This is a genomic window from Variovorax sp. J2L1-78 (assembly GCF_030317205.1).
Lineage (GTDB): Bacteria > Pseudomonadota > Gammaproteobacteria > Burkholderiales > Burkholderiaceae_C > Variovorax > Variovorax arabinosiphilus.
This window is the reverse complement of sequence record NZ_JASZYB010000001.1, coordinates 2,389,554-2,412,459: the sequence shown is the minus strand read 5'-3', so window position 1 is coordinate 2,412,459 and position 22,906 is coordinate 2,389,554. Positions and strand designations below refer to the sequence as shown.

20 protein-coding genes and 1 tRNA gene are annotated in these 22,906 nt (G+C 68.2%); 15 read left to right on the top strand and 6 right to left on the bottom strand.

The window, feature by feature from the left end:
• The first annotated feature begins 1 nt into the window (after window position 1).
• The 5 genes from ispH to shkS all read left to right on the top strand — a co-directional run bounded on the left by ispH (window position 2) and on the right by shkS (window position 5,094).
• The gene (gene ispH, locus QTH86_RS11415; RefSeq protein WP_286644572.1) at window positions 2-961 is read left to right on the top strand and encodes a 4-hydroxy-3-methylbut-2-enyl diphosphate reductase; all 960 of its coding nucleotides are present in this window, start codon (window positions 2-4) and stop codon (window positions 959-961) included.
• 2 nt (window positions 962-963) lie between these two features.
• Window positions 964-1,923 (top strand): threonine/serine dehydratase, encoded by a 960-nt coding sequence (locus QTH86_RS11410; RefSeq protein ID WP_286646717.1) that lies wholly within the window; start codon window positions 964-966, stop codon window positions 1,921-1,923.
• Between the two features lie 39 nt (window positions 1,924-1,962).
• Window positions 1,963-3,294 (top strand): serine--tRNA ligase, encoded by a 1,332-nt coding sequence (serS, locus tag QTH86_RS11405; protein WP_286644573.1) that lies wholly within the window; start codon window positions 1,963-1,965, stop codon window positions 3,292-3,294.
• A gap of 59 nt (window positions 3,295-3,353) precedes the next feature.
• Window positions 3,354-3,441 (top strand) — tRNA-Ser (locus QTH86_RS11400).
• Window positions 3,442-3,657: 216 nt separating this feature from the next.
• Window positions 3,658-5,094 carry a surface-behavior sensor histidine kinase ShkS gene (gene shkS, locus QTH86_RS11395; protein WP_286644574.1) on the top strand — a complete coding sequence of 479 codons (1,437 nt, stop codon included), beginning with the start codon at window positions 3,658-3,660 and terminating at the stop codon, window positions 5,092-5,094.
• A gap of 204 nt (window positions 5,095-5,298) precedes the next feature.
• Here the strand turns inward: shkS and QTH86_RS11390 are convergent, their stop codons facing one another.
• From QTH86_RS11390 to QTH86_RS11365, 6 genes are all read right to left on the bottom strand, one after another.
• On the bottom strand, window positions 5,299-5,913 hold the full coding sequence (locus tag QTH86_RS11390) for a response regulator transcription factor (protein ID WP_286644575.1): 615 nt from the start codon (window positions 5,911-5,913) through the stop codon (window positions 5,299-5,301).
• Between the two features lie 59 nt (window positions 5,914-5,972).
• Window positions 5,973-7,295 carry a tryptophan--tRNA ligase gene (locus tag QTH86_RS11385; RefSeq protein WP_286644576.1) on the bottom strand — a complete coding sequence of 441 codons (1,323 nt, stop codon included), beginning with the start codon at window positions 7,293-7,295 and terminating at the stop codon, window positions 5,973-5,975.
• Window positions 7,296-7,387: 92 nt separating this feature from the next.
• Window positions 7,388-8,023, bottom strand: coding sequence for an L-threonylcarbamoyladenylate synthase (locus QTH86_RS11380; protein ID WP_286644577.1), 636 nt, complete (start codon window positions 8,021-8,023; stop codon window positions 7,388-7,390).
• Between the two features lie 4 nt (window positions 8,024-8,027).
• Window positions 8,028-8,948, bottom strand: a complete 921-nt coding sequence (locus QTH86_RS11375) for a DMT family transporter (protein ID WP_286644578.1) — start codon at window positions 8,946-8,948, stop codon at window positions 8,028-8,030.
• Window positions 8,945-9,799 (bottom strand): 3',5'-nucleoside bisphosphate phosphatase, encoded by an 855-nt coding sequence (locus QTH86_RS11370; RefSeq protein WP_286644579.1) that lies wholly within the window; start codon window positions 9,797-9,799, stop codon window positions 8,945-8,947. Before QTH86_RS11370 ends, QTH86_RS11375 begins: the two co-directional genes overlap by 4 nt.
• A 61-nt stretch (window positions 9,800-9,860) precedes the next feature.
• Entirely contained in the window at window positions 9,861-10,871 is a 1,011-nt protein-coding gene (locus QTH86_RS11365; protein ID WP_286644580.1) for a transporter, read from the bottom strand.
• A 150-nt stretch (window positions 10,872-11,021) separates the two neighbouring features.
• On the opposite strand from QTH86_RS11365, the gene ppk2 reads away from it, so the two are divergent.
• From ppk2 to urtE, 10 genes are all read left to right on the top strand, one after another.
• Window positions 11,022-11,939 (top strand): polyphosphate kinase 2, encoded by a 918-nt coding sequence (gene ppk2 / locus QTH86_RS11360; RefSeq protein WP_286644581.1) that lies wholly within the window; start codon window positions 11,022-11,024, stop codon window positions 11,937-11,939.
• A 42-nt stretch (window positions 11,940-11,981) separates the two neighbouring features.
• Entirely contained in the window at window positions 11,982-13,016 is a 1,035-nt protein-coding gene (locus tag QTH86_RS11355) for an extracellular catalytic domain type 1 short-chain-length polyhydroxyalkanoate depolymerase (RefSeq protein ID WP_286644582.1), read from the top strand.
• Complete coding sequence (locus QTH86_RS11350; RefSeq protein WP_286644583.1) at window positions 13,013-13,930, top strand: LysR family transcriptional regulator; 918 nt, start codon at window positions 13,013-13,015, stop codon at window positions 13,928-13,930. Before QTH86_RS11355 ends, QTH86_RS11350 begins: the two co-directional genes overlap by 4 nt.
• Window positions 13,931-14,061: 131 nt before the next feature.
• A complete protein-coding gene (locus QTH86_RS11345) occupies window positions 14,062-15,384 on the top strand; it encodes an arylsulfatase (RefSeq protein ID WP_286644584.1) in 1,323 nt (440 codons plus the stop codon).
• Between the two features lie 37 nt (window positions 15,385-15,421).
• Window positions 15,422-16,399: a Bug family tripartite tricarboxylate transporter substrate binding protein gene (locus QTH86_RS11340; protein ID WP_286644585.1), complete on the top strand. Its 978-nt coding sequence runs from the start codon at window positions 15,422-15,424 to the stop codon at window positions 16,397-16,399.
• Between the two features lie 147 nt (window positions 16,400-16,546).
• A complete protein-coding gene (urtA, locus tag QTH86_RS11335; protein ID WP_286644586.1) occupies window positions 16,547-17,815 on the top strand; it encodes an urea ABC transporter substrate-binding protein in 1,269 nt (422 codons plus the stop codon).
• Between the two features lie 102 nt (window positions 17,816-17,917).
• Window positions 17,918-19,501 (top strand): urea ABC transporter permease subunit UrtB, encoded by a 1,584-nt coding sequence (urtB, locus tag QTH86_RS11330; RefSeq protein ID WP_286644587.1) that lies wholly within the window; start codon window positions 17,918-17,920, stop codon window positions 19,499-19,501.
• Window positions 19,498-20,712: an urea ABC transporter permease subunit UrtC gene (gene urtC, locus QTH86_RS11325; RefSeq protein WP_286644588.1), complete on the top strand. Its 1,215-nt coding sequence runs from the start codon at window positions 19,498-19,500 to the stop codon at window positions 20,710-20,712. Before urtB ends, urtC begins: the two co-directional genes overlap by 4 nt.
• A complete protein-coding gene (gene urtD, locus QTH86_RS11320; RefSeq protein ID WP_286644589.1) occupies window positions 20,709-21,584 on the top strand; it encodes an urea ABC transporter ATP-binding protein UrtD in 876 nt (291 codons plus the stop codon). Before urtC ends, urtD begins: the two co-directional genes overlap by 4 nt.
• A gap of 550 nt (window positions 21,585-22,134) precedes the next feature.
• The gene (gene urtE, locus QTH86_RS11315) at window positions 22,135-22,827 is read left to right on the top strand and encodes an urea ABC transporter ATP-binding subunit UrtE (protein ID WP_286644590.1); all 693 of its coding nucleotides are present in this window, start codon (window positions 22,135-22,137) and stop codon (window positions 22,825-22,827) included.
• Window positions 22,828-22,906 lie beyond the last annotated feature (79 nt).

The window sequence follows — 22,906 nt, the reverse complement described above, 5'->3', positions numbered from 1 at the left end:
GATGGAAAAGGAAATCCTGCTCGCCGAGCCCCGCGGCTTCTGCGCGGGCGTGGACCGTGCCATCGAGATCGTCGAGCGCGCCATCGCCAAGTTCGGTGCGCCGATCTACGTGCGCCACGAGATCGTGCACAACACCTACGTGGTGAACGAGCTCAAGGCCAAGGGCGCCATCTTCATCGAGGACCTGGCCGACGTGCCGCCGGGCTCGACGCTCGTGTTCAGCGCGCACGGCGTGAGCAAGGCGGTCGAGGCCGAGGCGCAGGCGCGCGGCTTCGACGTGTTCGACGCCACCTGCCCGCTGGTGACCAAGGTGCATGTCGAGGTCGCCAAGCTCGCGAAAGAGGGCTACGAATTCATCATGATCGGCCACAAGGGCCACCCCGAGGTCGAGGGCACGATGGGCCAGCTGTCGAGCGGCATCCACTTGGTGGAAGACGTCGCGGACGTGGCCACCGTGCGGCCGGGCCAGACCGACAAGCTCGCCGTCGTGACGCAGACCACGCTGTCGGTCGACGATGCCGCAGAGATCGCCGCTGCCGTGCGCGCGCGCTTCCCGAAGGTGCGCGAGCCCAAGCAGCAGGACATCTGCTACGCCACGCAGAACCGCCAGGACGCGGTGAAGATCATGAGCCCGCAGGTCGACATCGTGATCGTGGTCGGCAGCCCGACCAGTTCGAACAGCAACCGCCTGCGCGAACTGGCCCAGCGGCTGGGCACCGAGAGCTACATGGTCGATTCGGCCGATGAACTCAAGCCCGAGTGGTTCGAGGGCAAGACGCGCGTCGGCCTCACCGCCGGCGCGTCGGCCCCGGAAGTGCTGGTGCGCGAGGTGATCGACCGCGTGAAGGCGCTGGGCGCGGTATCGGTCCGCAAGATGGACGGCATCGAGGAGACGCTGAAATTCCCGCTGCCCAAGGGCCTGAAGCTCGACCACATTCCTGCACCCGGACACATTTCTTGAACATGAACGACATCGACTGGCGCGCCGACATCGAGCGCGCCGCCCAACGCCTGGCCGCGCACCGCGGCGCCTACCTGCGTGAGACACCGCTGTGGAAGCTCTCGCCCGACGCCTTCGGCCTGTCGACGGCGGAAGGTGTGGAGGTCTGGCTCAAGCTGGAGCACCTGCAGATCGCCGGCAGCTTCAAGGCGCGCGGCATGATGAACCGGCTGCTGGCCAACGACATCCCCGCCGCGGGGGTGGTGGTGGCTTCCGGCGGCAACGCCGGCATCGCCACTGCGGCTGCGGCGCGCGCGCTGGGCGTGCGCTGCGAGGTCTTCCTGCCTGGCGTGTCGCCGGAAGCCAAGCGGGCGCGGCTGCGCGCGCTGGGTGCCGAGGTCACGGTGGTCGGGGAGGCCTACGCCGATGCGCTCGCCGCCTGCCTGGCCCGCCAGCGCGAGAGCGGCGCGCTGCTGACGCACGCCTATGACCAGCCCGAGGTGGTGGCCGGAGCCGGTACGCTCGGCCGCGAGATCGAGGGGCAGGGCGGGCTGCCGGATTCGGTGCTGGTGAGCGTGGGTGGCGGTGGCCTCATCGGCGGCCTGGCGGCCTGGTTCGGCCAGCGCAGCCGCGTGGTGGCGCTCGAACCCGAGCGCGCACCGACGCTGTTTCGCGCCCGGGCGGCCGGTGAGCCCGTCGACGTCGAGGTCGGCGGCGTGGCCGCGGATTCGCTGGGCGCCAAGCGCATCGGCGAGCACGCCTGGGCCATCACGCAGCGCGAGGTGCGCGATGCGCTGCTGCTGTCCGACGATGCGATCCGCGCCGCGCAGGTCTGGCTCTGGAAGGAGATGAAGCTGGCCGTCGAACCGGCGGCGGCGCTGCCGCTGGCGGCGCTCCAGACGGGCGCCTACGTGCCGCGCGCAGGCGAAAAGGTCTGCCTGATTGTCTGCGGCGCGAACGTCGACCCGGCCACGCTGGCCTGAGCGCACGGTGGGTTCGCGGCGCCCACCTAAAATCGCCCGATGCTCGATATCACCATGCTGCGCAAGGACCTGGCTTCGGCCGTGGCCCGCCTCGAAACGCGCAAGAAGAACCAGCCCTACCTCAACGTCCACGCCTTCACCGCGCTGGAGGCCGAGCGCAAGACGCTGCAGATCCGCACCGAGGAGCTGCAGGCCCGCCGCAACACCCTCAACAAGCAGATCGGGCCGCTCAAGGCCAAGGGGGAGTCTGTCGACGCGCTGATGACCGAGGTCAACGCGCTCAAGGCCGAGCAGGAATCGCAGTCCGCGCGGCTTGAGGCCATCCAGCCCGAACTGCAGGCCCTGCTGCTGGCCGTACCGAACCTGCCGCACGAGAGCGTGCCGGTCGGCGAGGACGAGAGCGGCAACGTCGAAGTGCGCCGCTGGGCGCCGCAGGGGGGCGCCGGGGCCGCCGCTACGCCGCTGGCCTTCGCGCCCAAGGACCACGTCGACCTCGGCGCGCCGCTGGGCCTGGACTTCGAGATGGGGGCCAAGCTCGCCGGCTCGCGCTTCAGCGTGCTGAAGGGCCCGATCGCCCGGCTGCACCGCGCCCTGGCGCAGTTCATGATCGACATCCAGACCGAGCGCCACGGCTACACCGAGTGCTACGTGCCCTACATCGTCAACGCCGACTCGATGCGCGGCACGGGGCAGCTGCCGAAGTTCGAAGGCGACCTGTTCGCCGCGAAGAAGGGCGGCCAGGATGGCGAGCCCGTGCCGGACAACCAGGCGCTCTACCTGATCCCGACCAGCGAAGTGCCGCTGACCAACTTCGTGCGCGACGAGGTGGTGGCCGAATCGCAGTTGCCGATGAAACTCACCGCGCATTCGCCGTGCTTCCGCTCCGAAGCCGGCAGCGCCGGGCGCGACACGCGCGGCATGATCCGCCAGCACCAGTTCGACAAGGTCGAGATGGTGCAGATCACGCACCCCGAGAAGAGCTACGAGGCGCTCGAAGCCATGACCACGCATGCCGAGGCGGTGCTGCAGGCGCTGGAGCTGCCGTACCGCGTGGTGCTGCTGTGCACCGGCGACATGGGGTTCGGCTCGAGCAAGACCTACGACCTGGAGGTCTGGCTGCCCGCGCAGGACACCTACCGCGAGATCAGTTCCGTGTCGAACTGCGAGGCCTTCCAGGCACGCCGGCTGCAGGCGCGCTTCAAGAACGCGCAGGGCAAGAACGAGCTGGTGCACACGCTCAACGGCTCCGGCCTGGCCGTGGGTCGGGCGCTCGTCGCCGTGCTGGAGAACCACCAGAACGAGGACGGTTCCATCCGGGTGCCGGCGGCGCTGCGCCCCTACCTGGGCGGCCTCGAGACGTTGCGCGCCTGAGACGTTTCACGCTCGGGCCGCCGAATTCTGCTGCTAGAATCGAAGGCTCGACAGACACCGGAGAGGTGGCAGAGTGGTCGAATGTACCTGACTCGAAATCAGGCGTACGGAAACGTACCGAGGGTTCGAATCCCTCCCTCTCCTCCAAGATAGCCCCATTCAGGGGCTATTTTTTTGCCCGGGCCGAACACGAAGTCCAGGGCGAGGCGCACCCGTCAGCCCCGACGAACGCGGCCGCCGGCCGGGGTTGGGCCGGCACAACACTCGGGCCGGCGGGTGCAAGGCTACCCCTAGAATCGCGGCCAAGCCAACGCCCTTCGGAGGGGCCGTTCCAAAGGGGTCAGTTGACAGAGGTTTTGAGCCATGAAGGGTAATTCGTCGTTCGTGGGTCTCGGCAACTCGTCGTTTGCGAGTCTGACGCCGGCCCCCGCGACGGCGGACGAAGCCGAGCCGTGGGTGCGCGGGGAGCTGATCCGCAGCCTGATGCGCGCGGCACGGGGTTCCTACCTGCTGGCCGCGGCGCTCATGCCGGCCATGATCGGCCTGAGCTGGGGCCATGTGCCGCGCTGGCAGCTCTTCGTCTGGCTCGCGATCGGCATCGCCGCCACCGGCTGCCGCGTCTGGGGCGAACGGCTCTACGTGCGCGACTACGCCGACAAGGATTCGGCCTCGCAGCAGGAATTCGTCGACCGCTACCGCTTCCTGTGGGGTACCAGCGCCTTCGCCTGGGGCCTGTCGATCCTGATCTTTTTCGAGCGCACGCCGCTGGTCAACCAGTTCATGAGCTGGCTCATCGTGGCCGGTGTCGCCACCTTCCCGCTCAATGGCCTGGCGCTCTATCCGCCGCTGCTGCGCCGCTACGTCAACGTGCTCTTCATCACCATGATGGCGGCCGTGGCCTTCCGCGTGGTCGAGCTCAACTTTCAGCGCCCGCACTTCCACTACGGCTTCCTGATGCTGCCGGTGCTGCACTGGTGGCTGCTGCTGCGGGCCGGCCGCCGCATCCACGAGACGGCCCGCAACAGCTTCGAACTGCTGTTCCACAACCACATCCTGATCAATTCGCTGACCCAGCAGCGGCAGGCCGCCGTATCGGCCGTCGCCATGAAGAACCGATTCCTGGCGAGCGCGGCGCACGACATGCGCCAGCCCGTGCTGGCGCTGTCGCTCTACGCCGACTGGCTGCGCAACGAGCCTGAACTGGTGCAGGAGATCGCGCCGAAGATCGTCCGCGCCACGCATGCGGTGAACGCGCTCTTCGACTCGCTCTTCGACCTGGCGCGCATCGATTCGGGCCAGGTCCGGCTGCACATCGAGCGGGTCGACGTGGCCCAGCTGCTGCACGACCTGGAGCTGCAATACCGGCCGGTGGCCGAGGCCAAGGGCCTGCGCTTCCGGGTGCACATCAGCCGTGGCACCGTGCTCACCGACCCGATCCGGGTGCGCCGCATGATCGGCAACCTGCTGGCCAACGCCATCAAGTACACGGTGGAGGGCGGCATCCTGCTCGCCTCGCGCCAGACCAGGGACGGGCTGCGCGTGGAGGTGTGGGACACCGGCATCGGCATCGCCCGCGAGCACCTGCGCGACGTGTTCCTGGAGTTCTACAAGGTGGCCGACCATGCCGGCACGTCGGACGGCTTCGGCCTGGGCCTGGCCATCGTGGCGCGCCTGTCGCACGCCTTAGGCCATCCGGTGAGCGTGCGCTCGCGCCTGGGGCGCGGCAGCGTGTTCCGCGTGGCGCTCAACGACGCCGATGAGTCGCAGGCGCAGACCCGCATCTCCGGCGCGGTGGGCTGAAGTGAAACCCACCCCCGATGCGGCGCACTGCGTGTCGCCGCTTCCCCCTCAAGGGGGCGCACCCGGCGGCCTGGCAGAGCCAGTTCCGCGGGTGCCCTGGCCCCGGCCGCGCCGGTTTCAGTGGTTGCGGGCGGTTCGCAGCGCTATGGAAAACTGATAGCGCCACCGTCCGCAGGGTGTCGCCTCATCACGCCCCCCCAAAGCTCACATCGAGCCTGAAGACGACAGCAGGCCGTGGTTGCGGGCGTGGTGCAGCGCCTGCGTGCGGCTCTTGACGCCCAGGCGGCGGAACAGGCGCCACAGGTGCACCTTGACGGTGTGTTCGCTGATCTCGAGCTCGGTCGCGATGTCGCGGTTGCTCATGCCCTTGTCGAGCATGGCAATGAGCTGGGTCTGGCGCTTCGACAGCTTGCCGCTGTTGGCGGCGGTCGCGACCGGTTCCTCGGCATCGGCGTCGGCCATGAGCAGCCCGCGCAGCACGGCGGTGAGTTCGGCCGAGCTGGCCGACTTCTCGATGTAGGTGTCGGCACCGGCTTCGATGCAGGCCTCTTCCATGTCCGCCGCCGGCGAGGCCGAGTACACGGCGATCGGCACGTCCGGATAGATCTGCTTGACCGCGATGACGCCCGAGCAGCCGGTCGTGTCGGGCAGCTTCAGATCGAGGCAGAAGAGGTCGGGCGCCCCGTGCTGCTTGACGGCGCTGGTGAGCTTGTCCAGCCGCTCCAGTTCGACAATGTTCTCCGCGGGCCGCAGGCGCCGCAGCACCATCACGATGGCGTCGCGCATCAGGGGGTGATCGTCGATGACGTAAATGCTCATGGTCTGCTTTCTGAGTGAACGCTCGGCCGGCAGATGCCGGCCATGCCTGATTCTGTTCCTTAACCGCCGCTGGCCGCCAGTGACGGTGCCGCCAGCGCCTCCAGGGCCTCCGCCGCGGCGCGCATCCTGTCATTGTCGGCGGGTTCGAGCTGTTCGGCGAGGGCCGCCAGTGCGGCACCGCCTTCCTGCTGAAGGCGCCCGATGGCGCGGCCGGCCTCCTGCGGCGACGCGAAAGCGCGGCTTTGCAGCAGCAGTTCGCCCTGGGCGTCGAGCAGCTTGAAATAGAACTGGCCGTCGCTGTCGCGGTATTGCTTGAAGCTGGGGCGGGCCACTTTGGCGGCCTTGCGGGTGGTGGCGGCGGCGGGCGCCTCGAGCCGGCGCAGGCCGACGGCGTGGCGCAGCCGGCCGATGAAGGGCTGCGACAGCGCGCGTGCCTTCTCGGCGCCCGCGAGCAGGATGCGCTCGATCTGTGCCGGGTCGTTGATCAACGCTTCGTAGTGCGCACGCAGCGGGGCAATTTCCCGGTCGATGCGTTCGAACACCAGCTGCTTGGCGTCACCCCAGGCGATGCCTTCGGCGTAGGCCTTGCGCAGCGCGGCGGTTTCCTCCGCGTCGGCGAAGGCCTGGTAGATCTGGAAGAGGGCGGAGCCCTCGGTTTCCTTCGGCTCGCCGGGGGCGCGCGAGTCGGTCACGATGCTGCCGATCAGCTTCTGCAGTTGCGCGCGCGGCGTGAAGAGCGGGATCGTGTTGTCGTAGCTCTTGCTCATCTTGCGGCCGTCGAGGCCGGGCAGCGTGGCCACCGCGTCGTCGATCTCGGCCTCGGGCAGGGTGAAGTGCTCGCCGTACAGGTGGTTGAAGCGCTGCGCCATGTCGCGCGCCATCTCGATGTGCTGCACCTGGTCGCGGCCCACCGGCACCTTGTGCGCGTTGAACATGAGGATGTCCGCGCCCATCAGCACCGGGTACATGAAGAGGCCGGCGCTCACGTCGGCGTCCGGGTCCTCGCCCTTGGCCACGTTCTTGTCGACCGAGGCCTTGTAGGCATGCGCGCGGTTCAGGATGCCCTTGCCCGTGACGCAGGTGAGGAACCAGGTGAGTTCGGGGATCTCGGGGATGTCCGACTGGCGGTAGAACGTGACCCGCTCCGGATCAAGCCCGCAGGCCAGCCAGCTGGCCGCAATCTCCAGCGTCGAGCGCTGGATGCGCACCGGGTCGTCGACCTTGATGAGCGCGTGGTAGTCCGCCAGGAAATAGAAGCTCTGCACGTCGGCGCGGCGGCTGAAGCGCACCGAATGACGCACCGAACCCACGTAGTTGCCCAGGTGCGGCGTACCGCTGGTCGTGATGCCGGTGAGAAAGCGGGTGGGAGAGGGCGGAGTCATGGCAGGCAGGGGGCGGACAAAAGGCGATCGCAAGCGGGGCAGGCCGCGAAAATATTGCACATTGTGTCAGACGGTTCCTGCCACCCGCAGCGTCAAAGACCGAGCACCGACACCGGGCCCCGCCCGAGCCGTACCACGACCGGGTCGCCGCCCTCGCCCACGGGCGTGAGGTCCACCACGGTGGTCGGCTCCGACGCGCAAGCGCCGGCATCGATGACGGCGCCGATCAGCTTCTCGAAGCGAGACCGGATCTCCTGCGCGTCGTTCAGCGGCTGCGTTTCGCCGGGCGGGATCAGCGTGGTCGCCAGCAGCGGCGCGCCGTGCAGGGCCAGAAGCTCCGACAGCACCGCATGGTCGGGCACCCGCAGGCCGATGGTCTTGCGCTGCGGATGGCTCACCCGCCGCGGCACTTCCTTGGTCGCTTCCAGCAGGAAGGTGTAGGGCCCCGGTGTCGCCGCCTTCAGCAGCCGGTACTGCTTGTTGTCGACCTTGGCGTAGTTGGCCAGTTCGCTCAGGTCGCGGCACAGCAGCGTGAGGTGGTGCTTGTCGTCGACCTGCCGGATGCGGCGCAGCCGGTCGACGGCGTCCTTGTCGTCCAGGTGGCAGGCCAGCGCGTAGCTCGAATCGGTCGGCACGGCGACGACTTCGCCGCGCTCGAGCAGCGCCACGGCCTGCTTCAGCAGCCGTTGTTGGGGGTTCTCGGGATGAACTTCGAAGTATTGAGCCATGGGGTTAGCCTTCCGCGGGTTCGATGGGGACGCGGCGCTCGCGCACCGTCAGCCAGGCGCCGGCCGCGCCGCAGGCGGCGATCATGCCCATGCCGACCAGCGACACCGTGTCGGGCACCTGCGAGAACATCACCCAGCCACACAGCGTGGCGAAGGCGATCTGTGCGTACAGATAGGGCGTGAGCGTGGACGCCGGCGCGCGTTGGTAGGAGAGGATCAGCATGAAATGGCCGATGGTGCCGGTCAGCCCCATCAGGCACAGCAGGGCCCACCAGTGCCACGACGGCAGACTCTGCCACACGAAGGGCAGGGTGACCGACGCGAGCAGCGTGCCGGCCCAGCCCGAATAGAAATGCATCGTCAGCGGGTTCTCGGTCTGCGCCAGCTTGCTGGTCAGCACCTGGAAGCAGGAATTGGTCACCACGAGGCCGAAGGGCAGCAGCATGGCCCAGCTGAAGGCGCCGCCACCGGGGCGAAGAATCACCAGCGTGCCGGCGAAGCCGCCCGCCACCAAGGCCCAGCGCAGCGTCGACACCTGCTCCTTGAGCACCGTCGCGGCCAGCAGCGTCACGGCCAGGGGGGCGATCAAGACGATCGACGTGAACTCGGCCAGCGGCATGTAGCGCAGGCTGAAGAAGGCGAAGAGGCTGGTCACCAGCAGCAGCGCGCCGCGCAACGCGTGGTAGCGGGGGTGGGCGGTGCGCAGCAGTGCCGTGCCGTGGCGCGGCAGCAGCACCAGCGAGGTGACCACGGCCTGGAAGGCATACCGGAACCACACGCCCATCAGGATCGGCACCGTGGTCACGGAGATCTTGGTGGCGGTGTCGAGCATCGAGAAGCAGGCGACCGAGAGCAGCACCAGCCCGATGCCGGCCAGGATGCGTTCCGATTCGCGGTCGCGCGCGCCTGCTCGCTCGGCGCTCACTGGATGCGGTCTTCGAGCAGTTCCCAGACCGGTGTCAGGGTGCCCGGCAGCCAGGGCAGCTTGCCCAGGTCGACATGGCTCTCGTCGGGGCTGTGGAAATCGCTGCCGCGCGATGCGGCGAAGCCATACTCCAGCGCCTTCTCAGCGTACTCGACGTATTCGGCGGGGCTGTGGCTGCCGGTCACGACCTCGATCGCACGGCCACCGTGCGCCTGGAATTCGATGAAGAGCGCGTGCTCCTCGTTCGCGGTGAAGTTGTAGCGCCCCGGGTGCGCCACCACGGCGAGGCCGCCGCCGGCGGTGATCCAGTGCACCGCGTCCTTCAGCGTGGCCCAGCGGTGCGGCACATAGCCCGGCTTGCCTTCGGTGAGGTATTTGCGGAACACCTCCGAGGTGTCGCGGCAGACCCCGCTCTCGACCAGGAAGCGTGCGAAGTGGGTGCGCGAGATCAATTCAGGGTTACCCACGAACTGCAGCGCGCCTTCGTACGCACCGTCGATGCCGACCCGGGCCAGGCCGGCAGACATCTCCTTCGCGCGTTCGCCCCGGCCGCCGCGCGTCGCTCGCAGGCCTGCGCGCATGCCGGCGTCGTCCGGGTCGAAGCCCAGGCCGACGATGTGCACGGTTTCGCCGGCGAAGGTCACGGAGATCTCACAGCCGGTCAGGTAGCGCATGCCGTGGGCCTTGGCCGCGGCCATGGCGCGGTGCTGGCCGCCGACCTCGTCATGGTCGGTGAGCGCCCACAACTCGACGCCGTTGGCCGCCGCGCGTTCGGCCAGCGCCTCGGGCGTGAGCGTGCCGTCGGACACCACGGAGTGGCAGTGCAGGTCGGCGTTGAGAATGGAAGGCACTCACCGATTTTAGGTGCTCGCTCCGTGGGGCGCCGGGCACCCCGGCGACAACCCTGCGCGGCTATCGATCCTTGCGGCGTCGCGCCACCCAGGCCGCGATGGCGGTGAAGCCGCCGACGATGGCCACCACGATCCAGAAGCCATGCTTGTCCTCGGCCAGCGGGATGCCGCCGACGTTCATGCCGAACAGGCCGGCCAGGATGTTGATCGGCAGCGCCAGCACGGTCACCACCGTCAGCACGAACAGGCTGCGGTTGTTGTCCTCGTTCACGCTGGCCGCGATCTCTTCCTGCAGCAGCTTGATGCGCTCCTGCAGGCCCTGCATGTCGCGCAGCACGACCGAAAATTCCTCGGTGGCGCCGCGCAGTTCCTGCACATCGTCCTCGGCCATCCAGGCCGGCGGGTGCTGCAGCAGGCGGAACAGGGCGGCCGGTTCCGGGGCCAGCAGCCGCTGCAGCCGCACCAGCAGCCGGCGCAGCACGCCCAGCCGGGCGCGCTTGTGGTCGAGCCGGCCGCTCAGGAGCTCGTCTTCGATGTGGTCGATGCGGGTCGTCACGCCGCGCACGATGCCCACCAGGCCGTCGGCCTGGGTGCGCATCAGTTGCTCCAGCAATGCGACGCTCGAGCGCGGCGATTCGCCATGCCGCACCGCGGTGCGCAGCGCGTCGACGCTGCGCAGCGGCTGGGTGCGCGCGGTCACCACGAGCCGGGGGCCGACGCTGATCCACAGGGTGGCGATGTCCGAGGGCTCGAAGCCGAAGTCGAAGTGCACGTCGTTCACCACCGCGATGAGCGCGTCCTCGTCGCGCTCGATGCGGGTGGAGTGCGAGCCGTCCTTGAGCGTCTCGTAGAAGGCGTCGGACAGGTTCGCGTGGCGCTGCAGCCAGCGTTCGGCCTGGGCGTGGCTGAGGTTGAAGTGCAGCCAGAGGAAGCCGTCGGGCGCGTTCGTGTCGGCCAGCCAGCGGGCCGCGGCGTCGAGGTCGACCGCGTGCGTCGTCCCCGCTTCGGCCCGGTCGAAGCGGTAGCCGCAGATCAGGCCCGCATCGTCCTGGGCGGGGGCGGGCGTGGTCATGGTGGGCGAGCGGAAAGCGTCTGTCGTACAGGGAGGAGCGGTCGATGCTGGCTCGGCCACATGACAACCGTGTGTCAACGTCATGGTCTTGTCATGCCGCCGTCATTCGACCCCGGCAGCATCGCCTCCACCTTTTCGAGCCCCCTCACCATGACGCTGCCGAACGCCCACCCCGACCACGACGAACTCATGCGGCGCATTGCGCGCGACCTGGTCGACAGCTACGACGAAGAGCTCGAGCTGGAGATCGAGGACCGCAATGTCGACGACGAAGGCGCGCCGGTCGGTGTCGACAAGGCCGCCCGCGCCGCCTATTTCCGTGAGCTGTTCCGCCTGCAGGGCGAACTGGTCAAGCTGCAGGACTGGGTGCAGCACAGCAAGCAGAAGGTCGTGATCCTGTTCGAAGGCCGCGACGCGGCGGGCAAGGGCGGCGTCATCAAGCGCATCACCCAGCGGCTGAATCCGCGCGTGGCCCGCGTCGCCGCGTTGCCGGCACCGAACGACCGCGAGCGCACCCAGTGGTACTTCCAGCGCTACATCTCGCACCTGCCCGCCGCAGGCGAAATGGTGCTGTTCGACCGCAGCTGGTACAACCGCGCCGGGGTCGAGCGCGTGATGGGCTTCTGCTCCGACGACGAGTACGAGGAGTTCTTCCGCAGCGTGCCGGAGTTCGAGAAGATGCTGGTGCGCTCGGGCATCAAGCTCATCAAGTACTGGTTCTCCATCACCGACGACGAGCAGCACCTGCGCTTCCTCGGCCGCATCCACGACCCGCTCAAGCAGTGGAAGCTCAGCCCGATGGACCTGGAAAGCCGCCGCCGCTGGGAGGAATACACCAAGGCCAAGGAAATCATGCTCGAGCGCACGCACATTCCCGAGGCGCCGTGGTGGGTGGTGCAGGCGGTCGACAAGAAGAAGGCGCGCCTGAACTGCATCGCGCATCTGCTCGAGCAGCTGCCCTACCACGAGGTGGCGCACCCTGCGGTGGAACTGCCGGCGCGGGTGCGCAACCCCGACTACCTGCGCCAGCCGGTCCCGGCGGAGATGTACGTCCCCGAGCGCTACTGAGCCCATGGCCACGCGCGGCGCGGAAGCTGCTACCGTGCGCCCATGGTCCGCCGCTCCACCACCTCCGCGCTGACGCGTGCCTACGCGCGCAACCTGCGGGCGCTCACCAAGGTCACGCTCGGCGCGGGCCAGCGCGTCGCGGCGCAACTGCAGCAGGCGGCGGCGACGCAGCACAAGCCGCCACCGGGCCCGGGCGACTGGCTCTCCGGCATGGCGGTCGGCCCGGCCGGCGCGCGGCGCTATCACCTCTACAAGCCGCCCGGCCTGGCCCTCGCGCCGGGCGAGAAGCTGCCGCTGCTGGTGATGCTGCACGGCTGCGGCCAGACCGGCCGCGACCTCGCCGCCAGCAGCCGCATGAATCGTCTGGCCACGCGCGAGCGCTTCCTCGTGCTCTACCCCGAGCAGGACCGCATGGTGAACCCGCACGGTTGCTGGAACTGGTACGACACCCGCACCGGCAAGGCCCGCGCCGAGGCCGCCACGCTGATGGCCGCGGTCGACCAGGTCTGCCTGTTCCACCCGGTGGATCGCGATCGCATCGCCGTCGCCGGGCTCTCGGCCGGCGCCAGCATGGCGGTGCTGATGGCCACGCACTTCCCCGGGCGCTTCAAGGCGGTGGCGATGCACTCGGGCGTGGCACCGGGCGCCGCGCAATCGTCGGCCACGGCCCTGGGTGCGATGCGCGGCAGACGCGCACCCGTGGTGCCGGTCACGGCCGTCGGCAAGGCACTGGGTGCCGCCGCGGTGGGCGCGAGCCTTCCGCCGCTGCTGGTGCTGCACGGCGATGCCGACACCGTCGTCACGGCGGGCAACGCCACCGACACCGCCGCGGTGTGGGCGACCGCCACCGGCGCACGGCCGGGCGTGCCGCGCACGCTGCAGCGCGGCCAGCGCCGGCCGATGCGCATCACCGACTACACGCGCGACGGCCGCACCCGGGTGCGGCTGTGCGAGGTGGCGGGGCTGGGGCACGCCTGGAGCGGCGGCACCCTGCGGCAGGCCTTCAGCGACCCGGCGGGCCCCGATGCCTCGAAGCTGATCTGGGCCTTCGTGTCGAAGCAGTTCCAGGACGCATGAGCTTCTCCCCGGCCGACATCGCCTATTTCCTCGAAGTGGCCCGCCAGGGCCACGTCGGCCGTGCGGCCGAGGCCGTCGGCGTGACGCAGCCCGCGGTGTCGAAGGCGATCCGGCGGCTGGAGGATGCCGTCGGTGTCGCGCTGTTCGAGCGCGGCGCGCACGGCGCTCGCCTCACCGCCGAGGGCCAGCTCTTCCTCGAATCGGCGCGGCGCTTCGACACCGAGCACCTCGAGTTGATGCGGTCTGCGTCCGAACTGCGGGCGCAGCATGCGGGCCTGCTGCGCGTCGGCCTGACCAACGCGGCGAGCGACGGCCCCGCGGTGCGCGTGCTGTCGGACATGGTGCGCCACCGGCCGGGCCTGCGCCTGACGATGGTCATCGGCAAGTCCGATGCGCTCAACGAGGCGGTGGAAAAGGCCGAACTCGACGTGGCTGTCGTGCCGTCCTACCCCGGCATCTCGTTCGGTTGCGACCAGCTGGCGCTGAGCGAGGACACGGTTCGCGTGGCTGCGCGCGCCGACCACCCGCTGGCGCGACGGGCCGCGCTGACGCTGTCGGATCTGACCGATTGCGCCTGGGCCATGCCGAGCCGCCAGAGCGCTGCGCGCCGCCTGGTGATGCAGATCTTCGAGCAGGCCGGTGCCCCGGAACCGCGCGTCACGCTGGAGGCCGACTACATGTCGGAGGCCGCCATGGGCCTGATCGCCAGCACCGACCTGGTGGGCCTGGTGCCGGCCTCGGTCCTGCGCGCCTGGCGTGGCCGCGTCGAAGCGCTGCCCTTGCCGATGCTCGAATTGCGGCGCACGCTGGTGCTGCTCACGCGGCCACGGGCCACGTGGTCGCCGCTGATGACGGCCTTTCGCGATCTGCTGCTGGCAGACCGCCTGCCGGCCGCTGCACCCGCCGCACGCTGACCGGCACCGAAGCCGGCGCGCGGTGCACCGCGGGGCATTCCCGTGGGTTATCGGACTCTCTATCGAAGGGAATGGCATCTGGCACCGGTCTGGCTAGATTGAAGCGACCACAGCTTCAACGAGAACCGACCGTGAATCCACCCAACATCGTCCTCATCGTCGCCGACAACCTCGGCTGGGGCGAGCTCGGCTGCTACGGCGGCGGCGCCCTGCGCGGCGCCCCCACGCCGCGCATCGACGCACTGGCACGCCAAGGGCTGCTGCTGCAGAACTTCAACGTCGAGAGCGACTGCGTGCCGACCCGCTCCGCCCTGATGAGCGGGCGGCATCCCATCCGCACCGGTTGCCTGCAGTCGGTGCCGCCGGGCCTGCCGCAGGGACTCACGCGTTGGGAGCGGACGCTGGCCGAACTGCTGTCGGCGCAGGGCTATGCCACGGCGCACTTCGGCAAGTGGCACCTCGGCGATATCGAGGGCCGCTACCCGTCGGACCGCGGCTTCGACGAGTGGTACGGCATCCCGCGCACCACCGACGAAAGCCAGTTCACTTCGACGGTCGGCTTCGACCCGTCGGTGGCCGACATCCCGCACATCATGCGTGGCCGGCGCGGCGAGCCGTCGGAGATCGTGAAGGTCTACGACCTCGACAGCCGCCGCGGCATCGACGCCGAGCTGGTCGAGCACGCGCAGGCCTTCATGCAGCGCCACCATGCGGCGCGCAAGCCCTTCTTCCTGTACCTGCCGCTGGTACACCTGCACTTTCCGACGCTGCCGCATCCGGACTTCGCGGGGCACACCGGCGCGGGCGACTTCGCGGATTCGATGGTCGAGATGGACCACCGCGTCGGCCAGATCGTCGACGAGGTCGAGCGCCTCGGCATCGCGAACGACACGCTCTTCATCTTCTGCAGCGACAACGGCCCGGAGTTCCGCGCGCCGTACCGCGGCACCGCCGGCCCATGGCGCGGCACGTACCACACGGCGATGGAAGGCAGCCTGCGCGTGCCCTTCATCGCGCGCTGGCCGGGCAGGATCGCGCCGGGCCGCACCAGCAACGAACTGGTGCACGTGACCGACCTCTTCACCACGCTGGCGGCCGTGGCCGGTGCACCGCTGCCGGCCGACCGCCCCATCGATGGCGTGGATCAGCGTGCCTTCCTGTTCGGCGAACAGGAGAAGTCGGCGCGCGAAGGCTTCTTGTTCTACATCAAGAACGACCTGCGCGCGGTGAAGTGGCGCGACTGGAAGCTGCACTTCTACTGGGAGCCCGAGGTGAACGAGGGCAAGGGCAAGCTCGAGTCGCCCTACCTCTTCAACCTCACGCGCGACCCCAAGGAAGAGACCGACGTGCTGGTCTTCAACACCTGGGTGCTCGGCCCCGTGCTGCGCATGGTGCAGGCCTTCAACAAGAGCTGCCAGCAGTTTCCGAACACGCCGCCGGGCCAGCCCGACTGAACGCCGCCACCCCGTCATCCCTTTTGAGGAACCTTGCATGTCTTCGTCCATCTTCCTTCGCCGCACGCTCCTGGCCGCCGCCGTTGCACTGACCCTGCCCGCCACCGTGTGGGCTGCCGGCGACGCCACGGCTTGGCCCAACGCCAAGCCCATCACCTGGATCGTCGGCTTCCCGCCCGGCGGCACCGTCGACGTGCTCACGCGCGTCGCCGCGCGCAAGCTCGGCGAGAAGACCGGGCAGTCGGTGGTGGTGGAGAACCGGCCCGGCGCGTCGGGCGCCATCGCGCTGCAGGCCGCGGCCAAGGCCGCACCGGACGGCTACACGCTCATCACCGTGCCCGGCCCGGTGCTGTACGCGACGCAGCCGCCCGAGGTGGGCAAGGAACTGGTGGCGGTCGCTACGCTGGCGCAGGGGCCGATGGTGCTGGTGAGCGGCATGCCGAATGCGCCGGCGCAGATGTCGGAGCTCATTCAAGCGATGAAGAAGAACCCGGCCGCGTGGAGCTATGCGACGTCCGGCAACGGCACGTCGCAGCACCTGGCCGGCGAACTCTTCAACGTGAGCGCGGGCACGGCCATGACGCACGTGCCGTACAAGGGCGGCGGCCAGGCCGTGGTCGACGTGGTGGGCGCGCAGATTCCGCTCGGCATGCTGGGCGTGACGCCGGTGCTGCAGCAGATCAAGTCCGGCAAGCTCAAGGCCTACGCCGTCACCACCGGCTACCGGATCGAGAGCCTGCCCGACGTGCCGACCATGAAGGAGGCCGGGCTGAAGGACTACGACGCCGCGCAGTGGTACGTGGTCGCAGCACCGAAGGGCATGCAGGCGGCGCAGGTGCAGCAACTCAACACGTGGATCAACGAGGTCGCCGCATCGGCCGAGCTTCGGCCGGCGCTCGTGGCCAGCGGCTCCATCGCGGGTAAGGGCAGCGCGAAGGACGCACAGCAGTTCATCGAGTCCGACACCCGCAAGTGGAAGGAACTCGCGACCAAGGCGAAGCTCGACATCAACTGACCGCCGGCTGCCCAGGGCCTGCGCGGCCCGTACGCCACCCGGCGTATTTGTGACTTCCTCCCGCCCGAAGAGACTTCGCTCCATCGCTGCACATCGACCCGATGCATGCAGCGGTCTCAGTCAAACCACACAGGAGCAGGAGTCACCATGCAACGTCGTTTCACCCTCAAGGCGCTCACCGCCGCCGTCGCGCTGGCCAGCATCTCCGCTGCGCCGGCGTTCGCTGCCGACACCATCAAGGTCGGCGTGCTGCACTCGCTGTCCGGCACCATGGCCATCTCGGAAACGGTGTTGAAGGACACCGTGCTGATGGCCATCGAGGACATCAACAAGAAGGGCGGCGTGATGGGCAAGCAGCTCGAGCCCGTGATCGTCGACCCGGCCTCCAACTGGCCGCTGTTCGCCGAGAAGACCAAGCAGCTGCTCGGCCAGGACAAGGTCTCGGTGATCTTCGGCTGCTGGACCTCGGTGTCGCGCAAGTCGGTGCTGCCGGTGGTCGAGGAAATGAACGGCCTCTTGTTCTACCCGGTGCAGTACGAAGGTGAAGAGCTGTCGAAGAACGTGTTCTACACGGGCGCAGCGCCCAACCAGCAGGCCATCCCGGCGGTCGACTACCTGATGAGCAAGGAAGGCGGCGGCGCCAAGCGCTGGGTGCTGCTGGGCACCGACTACGTGTACCCGCGCACCACCAACAAGATCCTGCGTGCCTACCTCAAGAGCAAGGGCGTGAAGGAGTCGGACATCGACGAGAAGTACACGCCCTTCGGCCACAGCGACTACCAGACCATCGTCGCCGACATCAAGAAGTTCTCGGCCGGCGGCAAGACGGCCGTGGTGTCGACCATCAACGGCGACTCCAACGTGCCCTTCTACAAGGAACTGGGCAACGCGGGCCTGAAGGCCAAGGACGTGCCGGTCGTCGCCTTCTCCGTGGGCGAAGAGGAACTGCGCGGCGTGGATACCAAGCCGCTGGTGGGTCACCTGGCCGCATGGAACTACTTCATGTCGATCAAGAACCCGACCAACACCGCCTTCATCAAGCAGTGGAGCGAGTACGCCAAGGCCAAGAAGATCCCTGGCCACATGGACAAGCCGCTGACCAACGACCCGATGGAAGCCACCTGGATCGGCATCCACATGTGGAAGCAGGCCGTCGAGAAGGCCAAGTCGACCGACACCGACAAGGTGATCGCCGCCATGGCCGGCCAGACCTTCAACGCACCGTCGGGCATCGTCTCGAAGATGGACGAGAAGAACCACCACCTGCACAAGAGCGTGTTCATCGGCGAGATCAAGGCCGACGGCCAGTTCAACGTGGTGTGGAAGACGCCCGGCCCGGTCAAGGCCAAGCCGTGGAGCCCGTACATCGAAGGCAACGACAAGAAGCCCGACCAGCCCGCCGGCAAGTCGATGTAAGCAGCACAGGGCCGCATGCCCGAGTGGCATGCCGACTCGCAGGGCCCGTCGTTGCGTTGGCAGCACGGGCCTTTTTCTTGATCACCAGACGGGACGAACTCCATGCTCCGGCGACTCCTTCATTCCGCGCTGCTGGCTGCACTCCTCGCAGCCACGGGCGCCCATGCGCTGACGGTCGACGAGGCCCGGGCCATCGCCTCGGGCGACACCGAGGCGCGCATCGCCGCGCTCGACAAGGCGGTGCTCACGGCCGACGAGAAGACCGCGGCCTTCATCCAGGCGATGGCCGACGACGCGGTCAAGTACACCGCCGACAAGGTCTTCGTGATGAAGGACGACAAAGGCTACGACCCGGTCACCGGCGTCGAGGCGAAGGTGCCCGACGACGCCGAGGACGTCGTCAACAACAACCTGATGCGTGGCGCCTTCGACGCCGCGCAGGCCGTGCTTCAGCTGACCAGCAAGGACGAGAAGGTCCGCGCCGAGGCGGCGCAGGCGCTGCTGAAGGAGCCGAGCGAATCGCGCCTGCCGGCGGTCGAGCGCGCGCTGGCGGCCGAGACCAACCCGTCGATCAAGGCCCAGCTCGAACTGGTACGCGCTGCCTCGATGCTCAACAGCGCCGACGCCGCCAAGCGCATCGACGCCGCGAAGGCGCTGGCCGAGCGCAAGAGCCCCGACATCAAGCTGCTGCTGAACCAGCGGCTGGCCGACGAGACCGATGCGGGCGTGAAGAGCGCCATCGTCGCTTCCATCGAGCGCATCGACGGCGCGCTGGTCTGGGGTGACCGCATCAATGCGGTCTTCAGCGGCATCAGCCTGGGTTCGGTGCTGCTGCTGGCCGCGCTGGGCCTGGCCATCACCTACGGGCTGATGGGCGTGATCAACATGGCGCATGGCGAGCTGATGATGATCGGCGCCTACGCGACCTACGTGATGCAGGGCATCTTCCAGCGCTACGTCCCGGAATCGATGTTCGGCCTGTACCTGGTCGCCGCCATCCCGGTGTCGTTCCTGGCCGCGGCGCTGGTCGGCGCGGTGCTGGAGCGCGGCGTGATCCGCTTCCTGTACGGCCGGCCGCTCGAAACGCTGCTGGCCACCTGGGGCATCAGCCTGATGCTGCAGCAGATGGTGCGATCGCTCTTCGGCGCGCAGAACGTCGGCGTGGAGAACCCCGGCTGGATGAGCGGCGGCTTCACCATGCTGAGCAACGTGACGCTGCCGTGGAACCGCATCGGCATCATCATCTTCGCGGTGCTGGTGCTGCTGGCGATGGGCTGGCTCATCGGCCGCACGCGGCTCGGCCTGTTCGTGCGCGGCGTGACGCAGAACCGGCCGATCGCCTCGTGCATGGGCGTGAACACCGCGCGCATCGACACCTACGCCTTCGCACTCGGCTCCGGCATCGCCGGCCTCGCGGGCTGCGCGCTCAGCCAGATCGGCAACGTCGGCCCCGACCTCGGCCAGAGCTACATCGTCGACTCGTTCATGGTGGTGGTGATGGGCGGCGTCGGCCAACTCGCCGGCACCGTCTACGCGGCCATGGGGCTGGGCATCCTGAACAAGTTCATCGAAGGCTGGGCCGGTGCGGTGCTCGCGAAGATCGCGGTACTCGTCTTCATCATCATCTTCATCCAGAAGCGTCCTCAAGGCATCTTCGCCATGAAGGGCCGGAGTGCCGAGGCATGAGCAAAGTCGTACTTCCTACCAAGGGCCCGCTGCTCAGCGGCAAGGGCTGGACGGTTTTCTTCGTCGCGCTGATCGTGGTGTGCGCCGTCGCACCGATGCTCAACCTGCTGGTGCCGCGCGAGAGCATGTTCTACATGAGCGACTACGCGGTGGCGCTGGTCGGCAAGATCATGTGCTACGCCATCTGCGCACTGGCCATGGACCTCATCTGGGGCTACACCGGCATCCTGTCGCTCGGCCACGGCATGTTCTTCGCGCTGGGCGGCTACATGATGGGCATGTACCTCATGCGCCAGATCGGCCGCGACGGCAACTACAAGAGCGACCTGCCGGACTTCATGGTGTTCCTCGACTGGAAGACGCTGCCCTGGCACTGGACCTTCAGCGACAGCTTCGTGATGACGCTGATCCTCATCGTCGCGGTGCCCGGCCTGATCGCCTTCGTGTTCGGCTTCTTCGCCTTCCGTTCGCGCATCAAGGGCGTGTACTTCTCGATCATCACGCAGGCCATGACCTTCGCCGCGATGCTGCTGTTCTTCCGCAACGAGACGGGCTTCGGCGGCAACAACGGCTTCACCGACTTCAAGCGCATCCTGGGCATCCCGATCGCGACGCAGGAGATGCGCATGACGCTGTTCGCACTCACCGGTGCCACGCTGCTGGGCTTCTTCCTGTTCAGCAAGTGGCTCATCGGCAGCAAGTTCGGCCGCGTGCTGCAGGCCATCCGCGACGCGGAGACGCGCGTGATGTTCTCGGGCTACAACCCGCTGCCGTACAAGCTCACGATCTGGGTCATCTCCGCCATCATGTGCGGCGTGGCCGGCGCGCTGTATGTGCCGCAGGTCGGCATCATCAACCCGGGCGAGATGAGCGCGGCCAACTCGATCGAGATCGCCGTGTGGGCGGCGGTCGGCGGGCGCGCGACGCTCATCGGGCCGATCATCGGCGCCTTCATCGTCAACGGCGCGAAGAGCTGGCTGACGGTGGCGTACCCCGAGTACTGGCTGTACTTCCTGGGCGCGCTGTTCATTGCCGTCACGCTGTTCCTGCCGAACGGCATCGTCGGGCTGGTGCGCAAGTGGCGGTCGAAGGACAAGAAGGCATTGAGCGACGGCCGCCTGGAGGCCCAGCGTGCGCTGGCCGCATCGGAAGGCGTGGAGCCGAGCGCCTTGCCACCCATCGCTGTCGAGCCGAAGGGAGCCCGCGCATGACGCCCGATCTGATGGAAGCCGGCGCCCAGCGCGCCGCCAAGGCGGCGGGGTACGCCTACACCCCCGAGACCGAATCCGGTGGCCGCGCCGCAGGCTTCGGCCGGCATGCGACGCCGGGCGAGGTCGACGTGACGCACGGCCGCATCCTTTACCTCGAGGACGTGTGCGTGAGCTTCGACGGCTTCAAGGCGATCAACAAGCTGAGCCTGGACATCGCGCCCGGCGAGCTGCGCTGCATCATCGGCCCGAACGGCGCCGGCAAGACCACGATGATGGACATCATCACCGGCAAGACACGGCCCGACTCGGGCACCGTGTTCTTCGGCAGCACCATCGACCTGCTGCGCCACAAGGAAGCCGACATCGCCCAACTGGGCATCGGCCGCAAGTTCCAGAAGCCGACGGTGTTCGAGCAGCTCACGGTGTTCGAGAACCTCGAACTCGCGCTGAAGACCGACAAGGGCGTGAAGCGCTCGATGCTGTTCAAGCTCGACTCCGCGCAGAGCGATCGGCTGGCCGAGATCATCGAGACCATCCACCTGGCCGACAGCGTGTCGCGCACGGCAGGCAACCTGAGCCACGGCCAGAAGCAGTGGCTGGAGATCGGCATGCTGCTGATGCAGGACCCGAAGCTGCTGCTGCTCGACGAGCCTGTGGCCGGCATGACCGACGAGGAAACGGCGCGCACGGCGGAGCTCTTCCTCACGCTGAAGGGCAAGCACTCGCTGATGGTGGTGGAGCATGACATGAGCTTCATTCGCACCATCTCTGAGATCGTGACAGTGTTGTGCGATGGTTCGGTGTTGGCGCAAGGCACTTTGGATGAGGTGCAGGCGGATGAGCGCGTAATCGAGGTTTATCTTGGGCGCTGAGGTTCTCTTTGTACGTGGGGCGTCGGCGGGCGGTAGGCCTGCGGGCGGCAGACGACTGCGGTCCTTCGGACTTCGCTGCTGCTCCTCGCGAAAGACGGGGTCCGCAGAACTCGCTTCACTTCGTTGCGCTCAGACAGCTGCGGCCCTGATCCGCCTTTCGCTGCGATGCTCGCCGCAGCCGGACAGCCGCCCGCAGGCCTACCGCCCACCGACGTGGACGCGACCGTTGTGCATCTCTGTCCAGCGAGCGCAGCGATTGCGTCCCACCAAGCCCGGCAGGCGGTGCGGGCCGGGCGATCCCCTGTGCGCCGCCGAGGAGCACAGCGCCATCGGCTGCGCGCGCAGCGCGCTTCGTCATCTGACTCGTCGCAGCTGTCTGAGCGAAGAGAACGAAGTGAGCGCAGCGAGTTCTGCGACGCAGCCGATGGTGCGAGCACCGCAGGGAAGCCGCGCAGCGGCCGGCGCACCGGGGTCGGCTGGCCCGCACCGCCTGCCGGGCGCCGTATCCAAGGAAAACGGACGCGCTCCGAACAACTGAGGAGGAAAGCAAATGCTCACAGTCAAGAACATCCACCAGTACTACGGCGGCTCCCACATCCTGCGCGACGTGAGCTTCACCGCGACGCTCGGCAAGGTCACCGTGCTGCTCGGCCGCAACGGCGTCGGCAAGACCACCCTGCTCAAGTCATTGATGGGCCTGGTGCCGATCAAGAGCGGCAGCATCGAATTCGACGGCCAGCCGATCCAGAAGAAAACGCCGTACGAACGCGCGCGCGCCGGCATGGGCTTCGTGCCGCAGGGGCGGGAGATCTTCGCGCGGCTCACCGTGGAGGAGAACCTGCGCATGGGCCTGGCCTACAAGAGTGGCAGCACGCCGATCCCGGCCGAGCTGTTCGAGCTGTTCCCGATCCTCAAACAGTTCATGAACCGCCGCGGCGGCGACCTCTCCGGCGGGCAGCAGCAGCAACTGGCCATTGCCCGTGCGCTGGCGCCCAAACCCAAGCTGTTGATCCTCGACGAGCCGACCGAAGGCATCCAGCCGAGCATCATCAAGGACATCGGCCGCGTCATCCGCATGCTGGCCGACCGCGGCGACATGGCGATCGTGCTGTGCGAGCAGTACTACGACTTCGCGCAGGAACTCGCCGACGACTACCTCGTGATGGAGCGCGGCGAAGTCATCGCACGTGGCCTGGGCAAGGACATGGAAGCCAACGGCGTACGGCAACTTGTCGCCATCTGAATCGCATGGCCCGCCGCCTGCAGCGGCGGGGCCTGCGTGTTATGGTCCGGTGACCAAGGGTTAACCCCTGGTCTTCGGG